The organism is Pseudomonas sp. 1L-E-NC-VB-C3, from assembly GCF_057291535.1.
The window spans coordinates 13,833-37,108 of the sequence record NZ_JBXAWD010000014.1; the positions used below are offsets into that span (position 1 = coordinate 13,833).

Below are 23,276 nucleotides of genomic sequence, written 5' to 3' on the forward strand. Positions count from 1 at the left end.
AAGTTGGCTGTTTTTTGAATATGAGAGTGGCCGATAAAACTTTCGGATCAAGTTTTATTTGGGCGTAGTTACTCCTTTCGGCTAATAACGGCCAAAATCGATAACAAGAGTGAATGCCTCACTCGAAGCAACTTTTTAAACAAGGGAAGTTTATGAATTCAAAGGGGGCGAAAGTTGGCCGGGACCGGCGCCATGACTTCCTGTTTCCCGTGACAAGGCTCCTTCCGTAGGTTCCTGTTGCGGGGACTGTGCCGTCAGGGCGGCGCGTCCCCGTTCTGTAGGGGTGGCGCTGGAAGAGTGCGGGTAAATTGCCGTCAGGGCTATTACCGATTGGTCATCGGCGGGCAGCGGAAACGCGTCGGCAGGGTCGGGGCGGTCGCCAGCGGGCACGCCGATCCGCTGCCAGACCCGGCAGCAGAGCGGTCGCGAAGATTTGTAAGGGGATTATTCGACGTACGAGATATCAGCGTGCGGTGTGGCGCTTCTGTGCGGCGGGAGTCGCGAGGTAGCGGGTGATGACCTCGACGCCACGGTTGAGGTGCTGCTCCAGCATTTCGAGCGAGCGCGGGATGTCCCGCTCGATCACGGCCTGGAGCATGGCGCGATGGTCATCCTGGGACAGCTTGCCCAGGCCCATGGCTTCCAGATTGAAACGCAGAAAACGTTCTTCTTCATTCAGACCGTCTTCCACCAGACGCAGCAGTCGCTGATTGGGCGCCTTGCTGTACAGGGCCATGTGGAACAGACGGTTGAGGCGGCCGATCTCGTTGTAGTCGTGCTGCGCTTCCAGTTCTTCGATGTAGCCGGCGGCGAGTTGATGCTCGGCCTCAGTCAGCAGCGGAATGGACTGCCGCAATGCCTCCGATTCGAGCAAAATGCGCAACTCGTAGGTTTCAGCGGCATCGCCCTGGATCAGTGGCGCGACTACGGCGCCTTTGTGCGTGGTGACGCTGAGCAGCTCTTGCGCTTCGAGCTGACGCAAGGCTTCGCGCACCGGCATGCGGCTGACCCCGAACAGATCGGCCAGATCCTGCTGGCGCAGCGCAGTGCCACAGGGCAGGCGGCCATCGAGAATGGCCGAGCGCAGGGTCTCTTCAATCACCGACCGGGCCAGATGCGCAGGAATCGGTCCTTCGACTTTGATGCTGTGCAGCGGTTTGGGCTTCTGAGTCACGACAACACACCCTGTAGGTCGCAATATTTGGATCCAAATGACACTAGTGATTGCTCTACAGGTTGTCAAACCTTGTAAAACGTTGCGCGGCAATCTCAAGTCTAGCGGGTCTTCGATGATCTCACGGTGCCATTGTTTTTTGCCGGGCTAAGCTTCACCATCAAACGCTTCCTTTCTGTCCTTCTGGAAACCTGCAGTGGCGGTACGTTTCGCGATCCCTCGGACCTTGCGCTGGCTTGGCTGCGCATTGCTGCTGGCCGGCGTCATGCTGGGCGGTCTGCACGCCGATTGGGATTTTTCCGCGATCAGCCGCAAGGCCACTGCTCTTTATGGGCCACTGGGCGCCGGGCAGCAGCGCATCGATGCCTGGCAGAATCTGCTGGCGACGCAGAAGCAGGCCAGTGAGATGGACAAGCTCAAAGTGGTGAACCTGTTCTTCAACAAGCAGGTGCGTTACGTCGAAGACATCGATCTGTGGCGCGAAGTGGATTACTGGGAAACCCCGATCGAAGCGCTGTGGAAGGGCGCCGGCGACTGTGAAGACTATGCCATCGCCAAGTATTTCAGCCTGCGCCATCTCGGCGTTTCCAGTGACAAGCTGCGCATCACCTACGTCAAGGCGCTGCGGCAGAACCGCGCGCACATGGTGTTGACGTACTATGCGACCCCCGATGCCATGCCGCTGGTGCTCGACAGCCTGATCGATCCGATCCAGCCGGCGGCGCAGCGAACCGATTTGCTGCCGGTCTACTCTTTCAATGCCGAAGGCCTGTATTTGCCCGGCGCCAAGGGCAACAAGAAGGTCGGCGACACCAAACGCCTGTCACGCTGGCAGGATGTGCTGAAAAAAATGCAGGCCGAAGGTTTCCCGGTCGAGACGACTAACTAGGAGCACGCGCTCAGATGTCTTTGTTCAAACAGCTGTTGATCGCTATCTGTCTGTTCCTGGTCGTGGCCTTCACCGGCAGCTTCATGGTCAGCCTGGAGAGCTCGCGCACCCAGTACGTCAACCAGTTGCGCTCCCACGCACAGGACGCGGCGACGGCGCTGGCGTTGTCGCTGACGCCGAATATCGACGACCCGGCGATGGTCGAGTTGCTGGTCAGTTCGATTTTCGACAGCGGTTATTACGCGAGCATCCGCGTGGTCGACGTGAAGACCGAGCAGACCATTGTCGAGCGTAGCGGTACCCCGGCGGTGAGCAACGTGCCGGACTGGTTCGTCAAATTGATCGGCCTCGAGCCGGCTGGTGGCGATGCACTGGTCAGTCGTGGCTGGGAGCAGGCGGCGCGGGTCGAAGTCGTCAGCCATCCGATGTTCGCCGTGGCCAAGCTGTGGCAGAGCGCACTGGGCAGCCTTGGCTGGTTGCTGATCTGCGGTGCATTGAGTGCGGTGCTCGGCGCGCTGTTGCTGCGTCGGCAGTTGAAGCCCCTCGATTACATGGTTCAGCAGTCCCATGCGATTGCCCGCCGCGAGTTTCTCAGCCTGCCGGATCTGCCGCGCACGCCTGAATTGCGTCGCGTGGTGCAGGCGATGAATCAGATGGTCGAGAAGCTCAAGACGCTGTTTCAGGAGCAGGCCGAGCGCAGTGAAAAACTGCGTACCGAGTCCTATCAGGACAACCTCACCGGCCTGGCCAACCGCCGCTATTTCGAAATGCAACTGAACAACCGTGTGAGCAACCCGGAGCAGGCCAGTTCCGGTTATTTGCTGCTGTTGCGGGTCAAGGATCTGGCCGGGCTCAACCAGCGTCTCGGCGGCCAGCGTACCGACCAATTGCTCAAGGCTGTCGGTGAGCAACTGACCCGCGAGTGCGCCAGATATCCACAAACCCAGGACTTGGTCACGCGTATTCGCGGCGGTGAATTCGCCGTGCTGGCGCCGGGGCTGGTGCGTGAGGAAGCGCTGCAACTGGCGCAGAATCTCGACAATGCATTGAGCAGCCTGCATGCCACTGGCGCGACCGATGTGCCGGCGGTGGCTTCGATCGGGCTGGCGCCCTTCTCTCACGGCGACTCCCCGCAAGCGGTGCTGACACTGGGCGATCAGGCGCTCGCACAGGCCGAAGGGCAGGGCGAGCAGAATTGGGCGTGCATCGATCAGAGTCTGGTGGCGGAGGTCGGTGACGACCATCACGCTTGGCATCGACTGCTGGATCAGGCCTTGAGTCAGCAGCGTTTCGAGTTGTATTTCCAGCCGGTGGTCGCCGCGCAGGACACGCAACTGGTGCTGCATTACAAGGTCCTGTCGCGCTTGCTCGACGAGCAGGGTCAGACCATTCCCGCCGGGCGCTTTCTGCCGTGGCTGGAGCGCTTCGGTTGGACCGCGCGGCTTGATCGGCTGATGTTCGAACGCGTGCTTGATCAGATGAAAGGGCACGAGGATTCGCTGGCGCTGAACCTGTCCTCGGCGACGCTGGCCGACCCGCAGGCGCTGAACAAAGTCTTCGAAATTCTGCGCGCGCATTCCAATCTCGGCGCGCGTCTGACTCTGGAAATCGGTGAGGAGCAATTGCCTGAACAGGCCGTGCTGGAGCAGTTGACCCGACGCCTGCGCGAGCTTGGCTTCTCGCTGAGCCTGCAGCGCTTCGGCGGGCGCTTCAGCATGATCGGCAACCTGGCGCGGTTGGGTCTGGCGTATTTGAAGATCGATGGCAGCTACATTCGGGCGATCGATCAGGAGAGCGACAAGCGCCTGTTCATCGAAGCGATCCAACGTGCAGCGCACAGCATCGATCTGCCGCTGATTGCCGAGCGGGTCGAGACTGAAGGGGAGTTGTCAGTGATTCGCGAGATGGGCTTGTATGGCGTGCAGGGGCAGTTGCTCGGTGAGCCGAAGCCTTGGGGGTGAGCCAATAAGCGCCCTCACCCTAACCCTCTCCCAGAGGGAGAGGGGACTGACCGTGGGATATTTACGAGATACGCCGACGTGCAAGAGCTCCACTGAATCCAAAATCGACTCGATCTCTCAGGTCGATGGATAGCGCAAGACACCTCGATCGGCCCCCTCTCCCTCAGGGAGAGGGCTGGGGTGAGGGTAAGCTTTGGATCCTGGGAGGATCAGATCAACCCACCCTCATCCTCATCTATCAACTGGCTCAACCCGCCCAACGCTTCACGTGCCTGGGTGCGGTCCATCAGTTTGGCCTGGGCCGCCGCTGGCAGGTCAGTGACGCGGATCACGCCTTTCTGGGTCAGCACCTGAATCAGGTCGTCGAGTACCCGAATCATTTCAAAGTCGCTCTGCTTGAGCTGTTTGAGGCTGTTTTCCACGGCTTCGTTGGCGTACCACGCCTGAATCTCATGGTTATCGGCGGGCAGCGTTTCCGTGGCCTCGGCGTACGCCGCAGCTTCCACGCGAATCAACTGGCCTTGCGCATCGCGTTGCACGTAAAACATTGAGCATCCCTCACAAATGAACAGCGTCATGCTGTCAGCAGCATAGCCAACTGCGCGCCAGTATGCGGGGCGCCGATGAAATCGTCACCGCTACATTGCCCGCAAACGCGACGGCCGCCTCACAAGAGGCGGCCGTTGTTGTTTCAGCCTCAGCTGTTGTTGTGATCGACCTTGATGGTCGGATCGCTGCCGGCAATCAGGTTGTGCAGGTTGGCGCTCGCCCAGTTGTTGCCTTCCAGTTTGATCGTCACGTCCGGCGTGGCCGCAGCGGCATCGCCCGAGTTGAATTTGCCCGCCGAGCTGACTTGCAGCGACGACGTGCCATCCACTGTGGTGATCTTCAGGAAGTTGTCGATCGTGCTGCCGGTCTCGCCCTGCAACAGGTCGCGCAGGTCGATGCGGTCGCCTTCGCTGGCTTTGAAATCCTTGATCACGTCGTTACCGGTGTCGCCCGATTTCCAGACGAAGGTGTCGCCACCGGAACCGCCGATGAGGATGTCGTTGCCCTGACCGCCGATCAGCGTGTCGTTGCCGGTGCCGCCGAGCAGGATGTCATTGCCTTTGCCGCCGTCGAGCAGGTCGTTGCCGCCCGAGCCGAACAGGATGTCATTGCCCGCGCCACCGAGCAGCGTGTCGTTGCCATCGTGCGCGCCGGATACATCGAACGCCTGATAGTGCTCGGTGATGTACTGGTGCACGTTGCTGGTGCTGACTTTGCTGACGTCGACGCCGGTCTCTTTGGCAACGAACGCCTGCATCGCCTGGTAACCCTCGCCGGCAATGCCGTTGAAGCTGACCAGATCGCCGAACAGGATGTCGTTGCCTTCGCCACCGTTGACGGTGTCGTTACCCGGCATCGTCGCTTCGGTATGGCCGATGATCGAGTTGGCCAGATCCTTCGGATCGATGTTGGTTTGCGGCGTTTTGTCCGAATCATACGGCTTGAGGTCGTTGAGGCTGACGTCGTTGTTCAGGCCAATGGCTTCGACGCTCGACAACCCGCTCAACAAGGCAAAGCCGCTGGTCGAGTTGCTGGTCGTCGACGAGTTGGTGCTGTTGCCGGTACCCGCGAGGTTCGACAATTCATAAGTACCGTCGCCCTGCGCATGAATCGTGCCCAGGGTCTCGCTGCTCCAGCCCCACCACGAGTTGTAGGTTTGCAGCACAACGCTGCCGGCACTGTTGATGGTCAGGTAGTGCGAGTTGTCGATGTAGGTGCTGAACGTGTCGCCCTGCTTGTAGTTGCTGGTATTCACCACGCTGTCGAGTTTCACGTTGCCATACAGCGTCGGGTTGGTCTGCTCGCCGGTCTGGTAGTAAGTCGGCTGGCCGTCGGTGATGAAGTACGTGAGGTTCTTCGCCCCGGTGTTGGCCACTGCGTCGGCGCTCTGGAACCAGTTGGCCGTGGTCTTGAACACGTCCTCGTAGTTGGTACCGCCGCCAGAGCCCATCGAGTTGAGTACGGCTTTGAGCATCGTCAGCGCGTTCGGGTCGTTGAGATTCACCGACACCGATTTGTTGACCTGGGTATCGAAGTCCACCAGGAATATGTTCACCGTGCCCGAGTTGCTGCCGCCCAGGCTTTGCTTGAGGCTGTTGAACACCGAGGTCAGCGAGTCTTTCGCGGCGTTCAGCGACGAAGTGCTCATGCTGCCCGAGCTGTCGACCATGAACGCGATGTTGTAGTTGGTGCCCGGCACCACGGTCAGGCCGCCGATGTCAGCGACGATGATGTCGTTGGCGTCGGTGCCGATGACGTTGTCATCACCCGAGGTGGCGGTGACCGCGTTGTACACCGCAGGCACTACCGTGACCGGAATGGTCGCGGTGCTGCTCGCGGAGCCGCCGACCTGTTCGGTGGACGTCGAGGTCACGGTCAGGTTGAACTGGCCGTTGTAGTAGGTCGGCGGAGTCACGGTCAGAGAGCCGAGGTTCCAGCCGGTGACGTTGGCTTCGCCATTGCTCGCGGTAACGGTGAAGGTATGCCCCGCGCCATCGCTGAGCACCGAACCGACCGGTGCGCCGCTGATCTTCACGCTCAGGGTTTCCGAGCCGTCGGTGTCGGTCAGCGCGGTGCTGATTGCCGACAGTTTCACCGTGGTGCCTTCAGCGCCGGTGTTGAGCTTGTAGCCGTCGTAATAACCTTCGCCGTTGGTGCCGTGCAGATCGGAGACGGTCACGCCCGAGTTGATCAGGTCCTGCACACCGGTGTAGATCGGCACGCCGGCGTTGCTCAGATCGATTGGCGTGCCGCCGTTGACCGACAGGTTGACGTCGTAGCTGCCCGGGCCGCTCTGATTGTGGTGGTAGATGTCGAGCGTGTAGTAACCGCTGGTGGTCGGGGTGAACGAGCCGTTGATCGCACCGCCCGCGCCCCAGGTACCCGACGCCACGTTCTTGCCGCCGATGGTGATCAGCAGGCTGTCATCGGCCACGCCGCTGAAGCTGTAGGTCTTGCCGGCTTCCAGGTAGATCAGGCCCGAGGTCTTCGACGCCGTACCGGCGGCGACACTGCCGTCAGACTGCACGTTGGTGACGTTGGCGCTGGAGTTCGGTTTGCCGGCCGCATCGATGACGTTTTTCAGGGTGGTCGAGTTAGCGCCGCTGCCGTCAGTGCCCAGCCCCGAGAGACCGGTCCAGACTTCCTTGATCAGGCCAGTGGATTTCACGCTGTTGTCAGCCACGGCTACGGTCGGCGCATCCGCCACTGGCGTGATGTCGATCTTCACTGTGCCGGTGCTGCCCAGCGCCTGGCCATCGGTAGGCTGGAACTTGATCTGTGCGTAGTCCGCCTGATTGTTGCCCAGACCGGTGCCGCCGTAACCGTTGGTGCCCGACTCGTTGGCATCCGGCAGGAAGCGCAGCTTGCCGGCATCGATGTCGGCCTTGCTGAAGGTCTGGTTATTGGCAACATCCTTCCAGGTCGAGCCGTCCAAATACTGCAGTTTGCCCTCGCCCGGCAGCTGCGTGATCTTGATACCAAGGCTGCTCGCCGGGCTGTCGACATCGCTGACGCCAAAGGTCGACCAGCCGAGTACCAGCGGCGTGTCTTCGGTGCCGCTGACATTGCTCGGCGCAGCGACCGGTGCATCGTTGACCGCCACCACGTTGACTGTGGTCGTCGCCGTGTTCGAGTAGTTGCCGCCATCGGTCACCGTCACGGTGATGACGCGCGGCACGGTGCTCGGGTTTTCGCTGCTGTTGGTGAAGCTGATGTTCTTGATGGCCTGCATGTAGTCGGCCAGGGTCGCGTTACCCGAGAGGGTCAGGGTCACCGTGCCGTTGGTGCTGTTGGCATTGATGGTGATGCCGTTGACGCTGTTGCCCAGATTCAGCGCATCGCCGTCCTGACGGTTGGTCAGTACCACAGTGGCGCCGGTCAGCATCGTGCTGTCCGGGTCGGTGATGCTGATGTCGGTGTCAGCGATCGATACGCCGGCGCCCGGGGTGTTCTCGGTGAACGTCACTTTGTAATCGGCACCGGTCGCTCCGCTGGAGTTGTTGGCATCCAGATCGAGCACCGGTGGCGCATCGTTGTCGATGATCGAGGTACTGACGCTGCCATTGGTGCTGCTGACCGCGAGGTTCTCGAAGTTGCCGCCGGTAGCCGAATCGATCTTGACCACGAAGTTCTCGGTGCCTTCGGTGATCTTGTCATCGAGGGTGGCGACGTTGAACTGCGCGCTGCTGGCGCCCGCCGGGATCTTCACGGTGTACACGCCGGTGAAGTCCGAACCGTCGGCAGCAGTGCCGCTGTAGACGATTTTCAGGGTCACTTCGGTCTGCGCCGGGTGATTGAGGCTCACGGTATAGCTGGCGGTCTGGCCTTCGGTCACCGAGCTGCTGCCGGTGATGCTGACGGTGGTGGTGTCGACGGTGTCGGTGACGCTGGTCACCGCTGGCGTGGTGCTCGGTACCAGTTTTTCGAAGCTGCCTCCGGTGGCGCTGCTGATGGTCGCCTGCACGGTGCCGGCGTCTTTGTAGACGTCGTCAGCTGGCGCTGGAACGTTCACGGTGCCGGTGGTTTCGCCCGCTTTGATGGTGATCACGGCACCGTTCGACAGGGTCACGGTCACAGGCGATCCTGCGGCGTTGGTCAACGTTGCGGTGTAAGTGATCTGGCCACCTTCGGCCACGGAGCCGGTTGCGCTCAGTGACAGATTGGTGGTGTCGACGGTGTCGGTCACGGTGGTGCTGACCGGAGTCTTGTCGGCGACGAGGTTTTCGAAATTGCCGCCGCTGACGTTGGTGATCGCATTGGTGATCGGAGCGTTGCCAGTCAGCGCATCGTTCGGTGCGACGGCAGTTACGGTACCGGTGGTCTGTCCGACCGCGATAGTGATGTTCTGGCCGTTGGCCAGAGTGACCACCACTGGCGAACCGGTGACCGGAGCGCCGACGGTCGCGGTGTAGACGACGTTGCCGCCTTCTGCCGCTGTGGCGGTTGCGCTCAGTTTTACGGTGGTGGTGTCGATGGTGTCGGTGACGCTGGTCACTGCTGGCGTGGTGCTCGGTACCAGGTTTTCGAAGTTGCCACCGGTAGCGCTAGTGATCGTTGCCTGGACGGAACCGGCGTCTTTGTAGACGTCATCGGACGGGGCCGGAACGGTCACATTACCGCTGGTTTCGCCAGCCTTGATGGTGATCACAGCACCGTTCGACAGGATCACGGTCACTGGCGAGCCAGCGGCGTTGGTCAGCGTAGCGGTGTAAACGATCGAGCCACCTTCGGCCACGGAACCGGTCGCACTCAGCGACAGGTTTGTGGTGTCGGTAACGTCCGTGACAGAAGTCGAAACTGGAGTTTTGTCCGCAACCAGATCTTCGAAATTGCCGCCGCTCACGCCAGTGATCGAGTTGGTGATCGGAGCGTTGCCGGTCAGCGCATCGTTCGCAGCAACAGCGGTTGCAGTGCCAGTAGTCTGACCGACGCCAATGGTGATGGTCTGGCCGTTGGCCAATGTCACGACGACAGGAGAACCGGTAACTGGCGCACCGACGGTTGCGGTGTAAGTCACGGTGCCGCCTTCAGCCACCGAAGTGTCGGCGGTCAGTTTGACGGTCGAGGTATCGATGGTGTCGGTGACAGCCGTCACGGCCGGAGCTGTGCTCGGTACCAGATTCTCGAAGTTGCCACCGGTAGCGCTAGTGATCGTTGCCTGGACGGAACCGGCATCTTTGTAGACGTCATCGGACGGTGCCGGAACGGTCACATTACCGCTGGTTTCGCCAGCCTTGATGGTGATCACAGCACCGTTCGACAGGGTCACGGTCACTGGCGAGCCAGCGGCGTTGGTCAGCGTAGCGGTGTAAACGATCGAGCCACCTTCGGCCACGGAACCGGTCGCACTCAGCGACAGGTTGGTGGTGTCGGTAACGTCCGTGACAGAAGTCGAAACTGGAGTTTTGTCTGCAACCAGATCTTCGAAATTGCCGCCAGTTACGCCTGTGATCGAGTTGGTGATCGGGGCGTTGCCGGTCAGCGCATCGTTCGCAGCAACAGCGGTTGCAGTGCCAGTAGTCTGGCCGACGCCAATGGTGATGGTCTGGCCGTTGGCCAATGTCACGACGACAGGAGAACCGGTAACTGGCGCACCGACGGTTGCGGTGTAAGTCACGGTGCCGCCTTCAGCCACCGAAGTATCAGCCGTCAGTTTGACGGTCGAAGTATCGATGGTGTCAGTGACCTGAGTGATCGCTGGAGTGGTGCTCGGCACGAGATTTTCGAAGTTACCACCGGTGGCACTGGTGATCGTTGCCTGGACGGAACCGGCGTCTTTGTAGACGTCATCGGACGGGGCCGGAACGGTTGCGGTGCCGGTGGTTTCGCCAGCCTTGATGGTGATCACAGCGCCGTTCGACAAGGTCACGGTCACTGGCGAACCAGCGGCGTTGGTCAGGGTCGCGGTGTAGGTGATCTGGCCACCTTCGGCCACCGAGTTGGTGGCGCTGAGCGACAGATTTGTAGTGTCGGTAACGTCGGTGACAGAAGTCGAAACCGGAGTTTTGTCGGCGACTAGATCTTCGAAGTTGCCGCCGGTTACGCCAGTGATCGAGTTGGTGATCGGAGCGTTGCCAGTCAGCGCATCGTTCGCAGCAACAGCGGTTGCGGTGCCAGTGGTCTGGCCGACGCCGATGGTGATGGTCTGGCCGTTGGCCAGAGTCACGACGACAGGCGAACCGGTTACCGGCGCGCCGACGGTGGCGGTGTAAGTCACGGTGCCGCCTTCAGCCACCGAAGTATCGGCGGTCAGTTTGACGGTCGACGTGTCGATGGTGTCAGTGACTGTCGTCACCGCTGGAGCAGTGCTCGGAACGAGGTTCTCGAAATTGCCGCCGGTGGCACTGGTGATCGTCGCCTGCACGGAGCCGGCGTCTTTGTAGACGTCATCGGACGGTGCAGGAACGGTTGCGGTGCCGGTGGTTTCGCCTGCTTTGATAGTGATCACGGCGCCATTCGACAAGGTCACGGTCACTGGCGAGCCAGCGGCGTTGGTCAGGGTCGCGGTGTACGTAATCTGGCCACCTTCCGCCACCGAATTGCTGGCGCTCAAGGACAGATTTGTAGTGTCGGTAACGTCCGTGACAGAAGTTGAAACTGGAGTTTTGTCTGCAACCAGATCTTCGAAATTGCCGCCGCTCACGCCAGTGATCGAGTTGATGATCGGAGCATTACCAGCCAACGCATCGTTCGCAGCAACAGCAGTTGCAGTGCCAGTAGTCTGGCCGACGCCGATGGTGATGGTCTGGCCGTTGGCCAGAGTCACAACCACAGGCGAACCAGTAACAGGCGCACCGACGGTGGCGGTGTAAGTCACGGTGCCGCCTTCAGCGACCGAAGTATCGGCGGTCAGTTTGACGGTCGAAGTGTCAATGGTGTCGGTGACAGTCGTCACGGCTGGAGCAGTGCTCGGTACCAGGTTCTCGAAGTTGCCACCGGTGGCGCTGGTGATCGTCGCCTGGACGGAGCCGGCGTCTTTGTAGACGTCATCGGACGGGGCCGGAACGGTTGCGGTGCCGGTGGTTTCGCCAGCCTTGATGGTGATCACGGCGCCATTCGACAGCGTCACGGTCACTGGCGAGCCAGCGGCATTGGTCAGGGTCGCGGTGTAGGTGATCTGGCCACCTTCCGCCACCGAATTGCTGGCGCTGAGCGACAGATTGGTGGTGTCGTTGACATCCGGAACAGTGGTCGAAACCGGTGTTTTATCCGCCACCAGATCTTCGAAGTTGCCGCCGGTTACGCCAGTGATGGAGTTGGTGATCGGCGCGTTGCCGGTCAGCGCATCGTTCGCAGCAACAGCGGTTGCAGTGCCAGTAGTCTGACCGACGCCAATGGTGATGGTCTGGCCGTTGGCCAATGTCACGACGACAGGAGAACCGGTAACTGGCGCACCGACGGTTGCGGTGTAAGTCACGGTGCCGCCTTCAGCCACCGAAGTATCAGCCGTCAGTTTGACGGTCGAAGTATCGATGGTGTCAGTGACCTGAGTGATCGCTGGAGTGGTGCTCGGCACGAGATTTTCGAAGTTACCACCGGTGGCACTGGTGATCGTCGCCTGGACGGAACCGGCGTCTTTGTAGACGTCATCGGACGGTGCAGGAACGGTTGCGGTGCCGGTGGTTTCACCAGCCTTGATGGTGATCACGGCGCCGTTCGACAAGGTCACGGTCACTGGCGAGCCAGCGGCGTTGGTCAAGGTCGCGGTGTAGGTGATCTGGCCACCTTCAGCCACCGAGTTGCTGGCGCTGAGCGACAGATTGGTGGTGTCGTTGACATCCGGAACAGTGGTCGAAACCGGTGTTTTGTCCGCCACCAGTTCTTCGAAGTTGCCGCCGCTCACGCCTGTGATCGAGTTGGTGATCGGCGCGTTGCCGGTCAGCGCATCGTTCGGAGCAACAGTGGTTGCGGTGCCAGTGGTCTGGCCGACGCCGATGGTGATGGTCTGGCCATTGGCCAGAGTCACGACCACAGGCGAGCCGGTGACCGGAGCACCCACAGTGGCGGTGTAGGTGACCGTGCCGCCTTCAGCCACCGAGGTATCGGCGGTCAATTTGACGGTCGAGGTATCGATGGTGTCGGTGACAGTCGTCACGGCCGGAGCTGTGCTTGGTACCAAGTTCTCGAAGTTGCCACCGGTAGCGCTAGTGATCGTTGCCTGGACGGAACCGGCGTCTTTGTAAACGTCGTCGGACGGTGCAGGAACAGTTGCGGTGCCGGTGGTTTCGCCAGCCTTGATGGTGATCACGGCGCCGTTCGACAGGGTCACGGTCACTGGCGAGCCAGCGGCGTTGGTCAGGGTCGCGGTGTAGGTGATCTGGCCACCTTCGGCCACCGAGTTGGTGGCGCTCAAAGACAGATTGGTGGTGTCGACGGTGTCGGTCACGGTGGTGCTGACCGGGGTCTTGTCGGCGACGAGATTCTCGAAATTGCCGCCGCTGACGTTGGTGATGGCGTTGGTGATCGGCGCATGGCCGGTCAGCGCATCGTTCGCAGCAACAGCGGTTGCAGTGCCAGTAGTCTGGCCGACGCCGATGGTGATGGTCTGGCCGTTGGCCAGAGTTACCACAACTGGCGAGCCGGTGACCGGAGCGCCGACGGTGGCGGTGTAGGTCACGGTGCCGCCTTCAGCCACCGATGTATCGGCGGTCAGTTTGACTGTCGAGGTATCGATGGTGTCGGTGACAGTCGTCACGGCCGGAGCTGTGCTCGGTACCAGATTCTCGAAGTTGCCACCGGTAGCGCTAGTGATCGTTGCCTGGACGGAACCGGCGTCTTTGTAGACGTCGTCGGACGGGGCCGGAACAGTTGCGGTGCCGGTGGTTTCGCCAGCCTTGATGGTGATCACGGCGCCGTTCGACAGGGTCACGGTCACTGGCGAGCCAGCGGCGTTGGTCAGCGTAGCGGTGTAAACGATCGAGCCACCTTCGGCCACGGAACCGGTCGCACTCAGCGACAGGTTGGTGGTGTCGGTAACGTCCGTGACAGAAGTCGAAACTGGAGTTTTGTCTGCAACCAGATCTTCGAAATTGCCGCCAGTTACGCCTGTGATCGAGTTGGTGATCGGGGCGTTGCCGGTCAGCGCATCGTTCGCAGCAACAGCAGTTGCAGTGCCAGTAGTCTGGCCGACGCCGATGGTGATGGTCTGACCGTTGGCCAGAGTCACGACCACAGGCGAGCCGGTGACTGGCGCGCCGACGGTGGCGGTGTAAGTCACGGTGCCGCCTTCAGCCACCGATGTATCGGCGGTCAGTTTGACTGTCGAGGTATCGATGGTGTCGGTGACTGTCGTCACGGCCGGAGCAGTGCTCGGCACCAGGTTTTCGAAGTTGCCACCGGTAGCACTGGTGATCGTCGCCTGGACGGAACCGGCGTCTTTGTAGACGTCATCGGACGGGGCCGGAACGGTTGCGGTGCCGGTGGTTTCGCCAGCCTTGATGGTGATGACAGCACCGTTCGACAGGGTCACGGTCACTGGCGAGCCAGCGGCGTTGGTCAGTGTCGCGGTGTAAACGATCGAGCCACCTTCGGCCACGGAGCCGGTCGCGCTCAGCGACAGATTGGTGGTGTCGGAAACGTCGGTGACAGTGGTCGAAACCGGTGTTTTATCCGCCACCAGATCTTCGAAATTGCCGCCGCTCACGCCAGTGATCGAGTTGGTGATCGGAGCATTACCGGCCAACGCATCGTTCGCAGCAACAGCAGTTGCAGTGCCAGTAGTCTGGCCGACGCCGATGGTGATGGTCTGACCGTTGGCCAGAGTCACGACCACAGGCGAGCCGGTGACTGGCGCGCCGACGGTGGCGGTGTAAGTCACGGTGCCGCCTTCAGCCACCGATGTATCGGCGGTCAATTTGACGGTCGACGTATCGATGGTGTCGGTGACAGTCGTCACGGCTGGAGCAGTGCTCGGTACCAGGTTCTCGAAGTTACCACCGGTAGCACTGGTGATCGTCGCCTGCACAGAGCCGGCATCTTTGTAGACGTCATCAGACGGTGCAGGAACTGTTGCGGTGCCGCTGGTTTCACCAGCCTTGATGGTTATCACAGCGCCGTTCGACAAGGTCACGGTCACTGGCGAGCCAGCGGCGTTGGTCAATGTCGCGGTGTAAGTGATCTGGCCACCTTCGGCTACCGAACCGGTCGCACTCAGCGACAGATTGGTAGTGTCGGAAACGTCGGTGACAGTGGTCGAAACCGGTGTTTTATCCGCCACCAGATCTTCGAAATTGCCGCCGCTCACGCCAGTGATCGAGTTGGTGATCGGAGCATTACCGGTCAACGCATCGTTCGCAGCAACAGCGGTTGCAGTGCCAGTAGTCTGGCCGACACCGATGGTGATGGTCTGGCCGTTGGCCAGAGTCACGACCACAGGCGAGCCGGTGACCGGAGCACCCACAGTGGCGGTGTAGGTGACCGTGCCGCCTTCAGCGACCGAGGTATCGGCGGTCAGTTTGACCGTCGAAGTGTCGATGGTATCGGTGACATTCGTCACCGCTGGAACCGCGCTTGGCACCAGGTTCTCGAAGTTGCCGCCGGTCGCACCCTCGATGGTCACTTCGACTTTGCCGGCATCTTTATAGACGTCATCTTTAGGTGCGTCGACGGTCACGGTGCCGGTGGTTTTGCCTGCATCGATAGTGATGGTGGCGCCGTTCGACAGGGTCACGGTCACCGGTGTGCCGGCCGGGTTGGTCAGGGTTGCGGTGTAGGTGATCTGGCCGCCTTCGGCGACCGAGTCGCTGGCGCTCAGGTTCAGATTGGTGGTGTCGGTAGTGTCGGAAACCACGGTGTCTGCGGACTTGCCGTCGACCACCAGTTTTTCGTAATTGCCACCCGTGGCGCCATCAATGGTCACGCTCAACGAGCTGCCGCCCGCCAGCGGGCTGTTCGGCGCGACGTAGTTGACGCTGCCGGTGGTTTCGCCAACGGCGATGGTGATGGTCTGGCCGTTGGACAGGCTGACGGTGACCGGCGAACCGGTCACTGGCGCGCCCACGGTCGCGGTGTAGACCACGGTTTCGCCTTCAGCGACGTTCGCAGTGGCGCTCAGCGACACGGTGGTGGTGTCGATGGTGTCGTTGACCGTGGTCACCGCCGGCGCTGTGCTGGTGACGAGGTTTTCGAAGTTGCCGCCGGTTGCGCTCTGGATGGTCGCTTCAACGCTGCCGGCGTCTTTGTAGACGTCATCTTTCGGTGCATCGACGGTCACGGTGCCGGTGGATTTGCCGGCCTCGATGAGGATTGTCGCACCGTTCGACAGGGTCACGATGACCGGTGTGCCGGCGGCGTTGCTCAGGGTTGCGGTGTAGGTAATCTGGCCGCCTTCGTTCACCGCGCCGGTCGCGCTGAGCGACAGGTTGGTGGTGTCGACAGTGTCGGTCACGGTGGTGGTGACCGGGGTCTGGTCGGCGACAAGATTTTCGAAATTACCGCCGCTGACGTTGGTGATCGAGTTGGTCAGCGGCGCGTGGCCGGAGAGGACGTCGTTCGGCGCGGTGGTGCTCACGCTGCCGCTGGTCTTGCCGACTTCGATAGTGATGTTCTGACCATTGGCCAGGGTCACGACCACAGGCGAACCGGTGACCGGCGCGCCGACGGTGGCGGTGTAGGTGACGGTGCCACCTTCGGCCGCGGTTTCGGTGGCGGTCAGTTTGACCGTCGAGGTGTCGACGGTGTCGGTGACATCGGTGACCGCTGGCGTGGTGCTTGGCACCAGGTTTTCGAAGTTGCCGCCGGTGGCGTCCTTGATCGTGACTTCAACTTTGCCAGCGTCTTTATAGACGTCGTCGGCAGGTGCCGGAACGGTGACGCTGCCGGTGGATTTGCCGGCCTCGATGGTGATCACCGCGCCGTTGCTCAGATTAACGGTCACCGGGGTACCGGCCGGGTTGCTCAGGGTCGCGGTGTAGACAATCGAACCGCCCTCGGCCACGGAGCCGGTCGCGGACAGCGACAGGTTGGTGGTGTCGGCGACGTCGGTTACCGAGGTCACCGCCGGGGTTTGGTCGGCGACGAGATTTTCGTAATTGCCACCGCTGGCGCCGTCGATTTTCACACTCAGGGTGTTGCCGCCGGCCTGTGCGTCGTTCGGCGCGGTGAAGTTGACGCTGGCGCTGCTGGCGCCGACCGGAATGGTGATGGTCTGGCCGTTGGACAGGGTCACCAGCACTGGCGAACCGGTGACCGGGGCGGTCACGGACGCGGTGTAGACAACCACACCGCCTTCTACCGCGCTGGCGCTGGCGGTCAGCGAAACCGTGCTGTTGTCGATGGTGTCGGTGACATCAGTTACCGCAGGCGTCTTGTCGATCACCAGGTTTTCAAAGTTGCCGCCGCTGGTCTTGGTGATGCTCGCATCGACCTTGCCGGCGTCCTTGTACACGTCATCGGCGGGGGCGGCGACGGTTGCGCTGCCGGTGCTCGCGCCTTTGGCAATGTTGATCACCGCGCCGTTGCTCAGGGTCACGCTCATGGCGGTGCCGGCCGGATTGCTCAGGGTGGCGGTGTAGACGATCGAGCCGCCCTCGGCAACGCTGCCGGTGGCGCTCAGGCTGATGTTGGTGGTGTCGACGGCGTCGGTGACTTTGGTCACCACAGCCGAACGATCGGCCTCAACGCGCTCGAAATTGCCGCCGCTGTGGCTGGCGATCGCCGTCCGCACGTTGCTGCCATCGATGTACGGGGTGTTGGCGGGCGCCGGGAAATTCACCGAGCCGCTGGTCGCGCCAGCGGCAATGTTGATCACCGCGCCGTTGGCCAGGGTCACGGTCATCGCAGTGCCGGCCGGATTGCTCAGGGTCGCGGTGTAGGTGATCTGGCCACCTTCGCTGACGGTATCGCTGGCAGTCAGGGTCAGTGCGGTTGTGTCGACGGTGTCGTTGACCGTGGTGCTGACCGGGGTCTTGCTGACGTCGAGTTTCTCGAAGTTGCCGCCGCTGGCATCGGTCATGGTTACGGTGAGCTTGCTGACGTCCTTGTAGACGTCATCGCTCGGTGCGGCAATCGTCACCGAACCGCTGGTCTTGCCGGCTTCGATGGTGATGGTCTGGCCATTGCTCAGGTTGACGGTCACCGGCGTCTGCGCGGCGTTGGTCAGCGTTGCGGTGTAAGTGATCGTAGAGCCTTCGAGCACATAGCTTTCTGCGCTGAGGGTCAGGTGCGTGGTGTTGACCGTGTCGGCAACATTGGTCACCGCAGGCGTAGTATCCGGCACCAGATTTTCGAAGTTGCCACCGGTGGCGTCCTTGATGGTCACTTCGACTTTGCCGGCGTCTTTGTAGACGTCATCGGCAGGTGCCGGAACGGTCACGGTGCCGGTGGTCTTGCCGGCTTCAATGGTGATGACCGAGCCGTTGCTCAGATTCACGGTCACAGGCGCGCCGGCCGGGTTGCTCAGCGTCGCGGTGTAGGTAATCTGCCCACCTTCGTTGACGTTGCCGGTGGCAGTCAGCGCGACGCTCGTGGTGTCGACGGTGTCGGTCACGGTGGTGCTGACCGGGGTCTTGTCGGCGACCAGATTCTCGTAGTTGCCGCCGCTGACGTTGGTGATCGAGTTGGTCAGTGGTGCGTGACCGATCTGCACGTCATTCGATACCGGGGCGGTAACGCTGCCGGTGGTCTGGCCGACGGCGATGGTGATGTTCTGGCCGTTGGCCAGGGTCACGACAACTGGCGAGCCGGTGACGGGCGCGCCGACAGTGGCGGTGTATGTGACGGTGCCGCCTTCAGCGACCGAGGTGTCGGCGGTCAATTTGACCGTCGAGGTATCGATGGTGTCGGTGACTGTCGTCACGGCGGGAGCACTGCTCGAGACGAGGTTCTCGAAGTTGCCGCCGGTGGCACTGGTGATGGTGGCCTGCACGGAGCCGGAGTCTTTGTAAACGTCGTCGGACGGAGCCGGGAAGGTCACATTACCGCTGGTTTCGCCTGCCTTGATGGTGATGACGGCGCCGTTCGACAAGGTCACGGTCACTGGCGAGCCAGCAGCATTGGTCAAGGTGGCGGTGTAAGTGATCTGGCCGCCTTCAGCCACGGAAGCGGTCGCGCTCAGCGACAGATTGGTGGTGTCGGCAACGTCGGTGACGGTGGTCGAAACTGGAGTTTTGTCCGCCACCAGATTTTCGTAGTTGCCACCGCTTACGCCAGTGATCGAATTGGTCAGCGGAGCGTTGCCGGTCAAGGCATCGTTCGGTGCGGTGTAGGTGATGGAGCCAGTGGTCTGGCCGACGGCAATGGTGATGTTCTGGCCGTTGGCCAACGTCACGACCACAGGCGAGCCGGTGACTGGCGCGCCGACGGTGGCGGTGTAAGTTACGGTGCCGCCTTCGGCAACCGAGGTGTCTGCGCTCAGCTTCACCGTCGAGGTATCGACGGTGTCAGTGATTTCGGTCACTGCCGGCGTAGCGTTCGGCACCAGATTTTCGAAATTGCCGCCGGTGGCGTCCTTGATGCTGACTTCGACCTGGCCGGCGTCCTTGTAGACGTCATCGGCAGGCGCTGGAACGGTAACGGTGCCGGTGGTTTTGCCGGCATCAATGGTGATCACCGAGCCGTTGCTCAGGGTCACGGTTACCGGGGTGCCGGCCGGATTCGTCAGCGTGGCGGTGTAGGTGATCTGGCCACCCTCGGCCACGGAACCGGTGGCGCTGAGGCTCAGGCCAGTGTCATCCACCGAATCGGTAATCGTGGTGACCGCAGGCGTGTTGCTTGGCACCAGATTTTCGAAATTGCCACCGGTTGCACCAGTGATCGTGGTGCTGACGGTGCTGCCATTGTTGTAGACGTCGTTGGCCGCAGTCGGCACGTTGACGGTGCCCACGGTTTCGCCAGCCGCGATGGTGATGGTCGAACCGTTCGACAGGGTGACGGTCACCGGCGTCTGCGCCGGGTTGGTCAGTGTCGCGGTGTAAGTGATTTGACCGCCTTCAACAATGTTGTTGGTCGCAGTCAGGGTCAGACCGGTGTTGTCGACCGAATCGGTGATCGTGGTAACGGCAGGTGTGGTGTTTGGCACCAGGTTTTCGAAATTGCCACCGGTAGCGCCAGTGATCGTGGTGCTGACGGTGCTGCCATTGTTGTAGACGTCGTTGGCTGCAGTCGGCACGTTGACGGTGCCGACGGTTTCGCCCGCAGCAATGGTGATGGTCGAACCGTTCGACAGAGTGACGGTTACCGGGGTTTGCGCCGGGTTGGTCAGTGTCGCGGTGTAAGTGATCTGACCGCCTTCAACGATGTTGTTGGTCGCGGTCAGAGTCAGGCCAGTGTCATCGACCGAGTCGGTGATGGTGGTCACGGCTGGTGTGGTGTTTGGCACCAGATTTTCGAAATTGCCACCGGTAGCGCCAGTGATCGTGGTGCTGACGGTGCTGCCATTGTTGTAGACGTCATTGGCCGCAGTCGGCACGTTGACGGTGCCCACGGTTTCGCCAGCCGCAATGGTGATGGTCGAACCGTTCGACAGAGTGACGGTTACCGGGGTTTGTGCCGGATTGGTCAGTGTCGCGGTGTAAGTGATCTGACCGCCTTCAACGATGTTATTGGTCGCAGTCAGGGTCAGGCCGGTGTTGTCGACCGAATCGGTGATCGTCGTGACCGCAGGCGTGTTGCTTGGCACCAGGTTTTCAAAGTTGCCGCCGGTAGCGCCAGTGATCGTGGTGCTGACGGTGCCGCCATTGTTGTAGACGTCGTTGACCGCAGTCGGCACGTTGACGGTGCCCACGGTTTCGCCTGCCGCAATGGTGATGGTCGAACCGTTGGACAGGGTGACGGTAACCGGCGTTTGCGCTGGATTAGTCAGTGTCGCTGTGTAGGTGATCTGGCCGCCTTCGACGATGTTGTTGGTCGCGGTCAGCGTGAGGCCGGTGTTATCAACCGAGTCTGTGATGGTGGTAACGGCTGGTGTCGGGTTCGGCACCAGATTTTCGAAGTTGCCGCCGGTAGCCCCGGTGATCGTGGTCGTAACGGTGCTGCCATTGTTGTAAACGTCATTGGCTGGGGTCGGCACGTTGACGGTGCCGGTAGTCTGGCCAGCGCCAATGGTAATGGTCGAGCCATTCGACAGCGTGACGGTGACCGGAGTTTGCGCCGGGTTAGTCAGCGTCGCGGTGTAGGTAATCTGGCCGCCTTCGGTCACGCTCGAACCAGCCGTCAACGTGACGGTAGTGGTGTCGACGGTGTCGGTGACTTGCGTGGTCGCCGGGATAGTCGGCGGGGTCACGGTGATGCCGTTGCCGCCGCTGGTGCCAGTGACGGTCACGTCGATCTGGGTCGGGTCGTTATAGACAGTGTCGTTCGGCGCCAGCGGCACGTTGACGGTGCCGGTGGTGGCGCCGGCAGGAATGACGATGACTGCGCCGTTGGACAGGGTGATAGTCAGGTCGGTCAGCGGCGCCTGGGTCAGGGTCGCGGTGTACACCAGCACGCCGCCGGCTTCGGTGATGGTCGGCGTGGCGCTGAGGCTCAGGGTCGAGTCACGCAGTGCGTTGGTGGTGGTGTCGGTGGTCAGGCCGCCCGTGGTGTCCTGCGCGACTTGCCCGGCAGAATTGATGCCCGCCGTGGGGAAGCCAATGGTCGGATCGACGCGGCCAGCGGTGGCGTCGAGCATGACGAAGCTGTGACCGCCGCCGGCAGCACCACCGGTACCTGCGGCGGTCGGGCCGGCCGCGGTGGACTCGAGTGCGGTGGTCGGGTCGACACCGGCGGCGATGGCTTGCTGCAGTTCTTCTACAGAAGGCGCGGCCTGCGCCGTGGCTTCGGCCAGGTCAGTGCTGGAGTCAGGCGAGCTGGCGCTCCACTGGGTGTCACGGCCCAGATCGAGCATGCGGCCATCGGCCAGTTCCAGCGACACCGCGCCGGACAGACCGGTATCGATCTGGTCGCCGACATACAGGCGATCGCCTTCAACGAGTACGCGACGCACGCCCTCTGGGGACACCACGAAAACCTGACCGACAATGCTTTTGACGACGGCAACAACACTGCTCATTGAAGACTCTCCGGGGTGTCACATTCAGTTGACTTCCATGGACCTGACGGGCGTCGGCGCCACTTCAGTCTGGACGTACTTTCTATAAATGGATAACTTATTGACGCTGTATTTCCGTCAATAATCTGGCTATAAATTATCGCGATTAACTTTATGCCAAACTATTGACCTTCTGGGAGCCATCCTAAACAATCGCCCCACTAATGTCACATTGATATTTCCGCGGCGACCTGTCCTTCAGCCTGTCATCCAGTTCCTGTTTTGAACTTTCCGACATACGGTCTTTCGGGTTGCCATCATCCGACGCAGCACCACGTTTCTGCTGTGATTCAAGACAAGAAGTTCCGGGAAAATTCCAACCATGCGTTCGCTTTTGCTCCTTGCCGCTCCCTTCGCTCTCGCCGCCTCTTTTGTACAAGCACAATCCTTACCAGAAGCCATGCAACAGGCGCTGGATGTCCATCCGGAGATTCAGGCGGGGGTCAACAGTCGATTGGCGGCGGATTATCAGTTAAAGGCTGCGAAAGGGGGATACCTGCCCAAGGTCGATCTGCTGGGCGGTTATGGCCGTGAAGGCACTGACAGTGTGACCACGCGAGCGAACGGTGGAAGCAATCACTGGGAGACGTTGAACCGCAGCGAGTCAAGTTTACGTCTCTCGCAAATGGTTTTTGACGGTTTCGCGACGTCCAACGAAGTTGCGCGTCAACAAGCCAACGTCAGCTCCCGTGCTTACTCGCTGCTGGGCACTTCCGAGCGTACTGCACTGACCGTCGCCCAGGTGTATCTGGACGTGCTGACCCGTCGCGAATTCGTGCGTCTGGCCGAGGAGAACCTCAAGAGCCACCAGCGCATCTACGACCAGATCCAGTTGCGCACCCAGCGCGGCGTCGGCAGCGGTGCCGACCTTGATCAGGCCGAAGCGCGCATGGCCCAGGCCCGCAACAACCTGATCACCGAACAGACCAACCTCGCCGACGCGGAAACCAACTTCCTCAGCGCCGTCGGCCAGATGCCCGACCAGCTCGAGCGCCCGGCGCCGTTCATGGCGATGATGCCGGCCAACCTCAATGAAGCCCGCGCGCAAATGCTGGAAAACAGCCCGATCCTGCGTTCCGCCGAGTCGGACATCGCCGCTGCCGAGAAGCAGTTCGCCACCGCCAAATCGACCTTCTACCCGCGTTTCGACGCCGAACTGGGCCGCTCCGCCGACAACGATCTCGATGGTCAGAACGGCCACAACAACGAATGGCAGGCCATGCTGCGCATGCGTTTTAACTTGTATTCCGGCGGCAGCAACAAGGCCGATCTGGAATCCAAGTCGTACCTGGCCAACCAGGCGCTGGACATCCGCAACAACGCCCTGCGTCAGTTGAATGAAGAGCTCGGCCTCGCCTGGAACGCGCTGAACAATGCCAACGCCCAAGTGCCGATCGCTCAGCAGTACGTCGATCGCAGCACCTCGGTGCGTACCGCCTACCAGCGTCAATTCAGCCTCGGCGAACGCACCCTGCTGGACTTGCTCGACAGCGAGAACGAGCTGTTCACCGCCTCGCGGCGTCTGGCGGAAATCAAGAACATTCAGTTATTTACTCAGTACCGAATCAAGGCGACCATGGGCCAATTGCTCAAAAGCCAGGGAGTGGTCGCGCCGTTGGCATCCGTTGTGCAGAACGACGTGAAGCCCAAGGTCCAGCTGCCTGGGATGAACTGAGT

At 61.2% G+C, this 23,276-nt stretch carries 6 protein-coding genes; 3 read left to right on the plus strand and 3 right to left on the minus strand.

What is annotated here, in order from left to right; all coding sequences use genetic code 11:
* Nucleotides 1–463: 463 nt before the first annotated feature.
* Nucleotides 464–1,174 (minus strand): GntR family transcriptional regulator, encoded by a 711-nt coding sequence (locus AC0Z5Z_RS21415; RefSeq protein ID WP_056786898.1) that lies wholly within the window; start codon nt 1,172–1,174, stop codon nt 464–466.
* Between the two features lie 196 nt (nt 1,175–1,370).
* Between AC0Z5Z_RS21415 and lapG the strand changes: the two genes are divergently transcribed.
* Together lapG and lapD are read left to right on the plus strand one after the other, a co-directional pair.
* The gene (lapG, locus tag AC0Z5Z_RS21420) at nt 1,371–2,063 is read left to right on the plus strand and encodes a cysteine protease LapG (protein ID WP_056786901.1); all 693 of its coding nucleotides are present in this window, start codon (nt 1,371–1,373) and stop codon (nt 2,061–2,063) included.
* 14 nt (nt 2,064–2,077) lie between these two features.
* Nucleotides 2,078–4,024, plus strand: coding sequence for a cyclic di-GMP receptor LapD (gene lapD, locus AC0Z5Z_RS21425; RefSeq protein ID WP_485611606.1), 1,947 nt, complete (start codon nt 2,078–2,080; stop codon nt 4,022–4,024).
* A 209-nt stretch (nt 4,025–4,233) separates the two neighbouring features.
* On the opposite strand, the gene AC0Z5Z_RS21430 is transcribed toward lapD, so the two are convergent.
* Both AC0Z5Z_RS21430 and AC0Z5Z_RS21435 read right to left on the minus strand, forming a co-directional pair.
* Nucleotides 4,234–4,572, minus strand: coding sequence for a hypothetical protein (locus AC0Z5Z_RS21430; RefSeq protein ID WP_016772279.1), 339 nt, complete (start codon nt 4,570–4,572; stop codon nt 4,234–4,236).
* 149 nt (nt 4,573–4,721) lie between these two features.
* Nucleotides 4,722–21,560, minus strand: coding sequence for a LapA family giant adhesin (locus AC0Z5Z_RS21435; protein ID WP_485611607.1), 16,839 nt, complete (start codon nt 21,558–21,560; stop codon nt 4,722–4,724).
* 361 nt (nt 21,561–21,921) lie between these two features.
* Here AC0Z5Z_RS21435 and AC0Z5Z_RS21440 point away from each other — a divergent pair, with 361 nt between their 5' ends.
* On the plus strand, nt 21,922–23,274 hold the full coding sequence (locus tag AC0Z5Z_RS21440) for a TolC family outer membrane protein (protein ID WP_095181152.1): 1,353 nt from the start codon (nt 21,922–21,924) through the stop codon (nt 23,272–23,274).
* Nucleotides 23,275–23,276 lie beyond the last annotated feature (2 nt).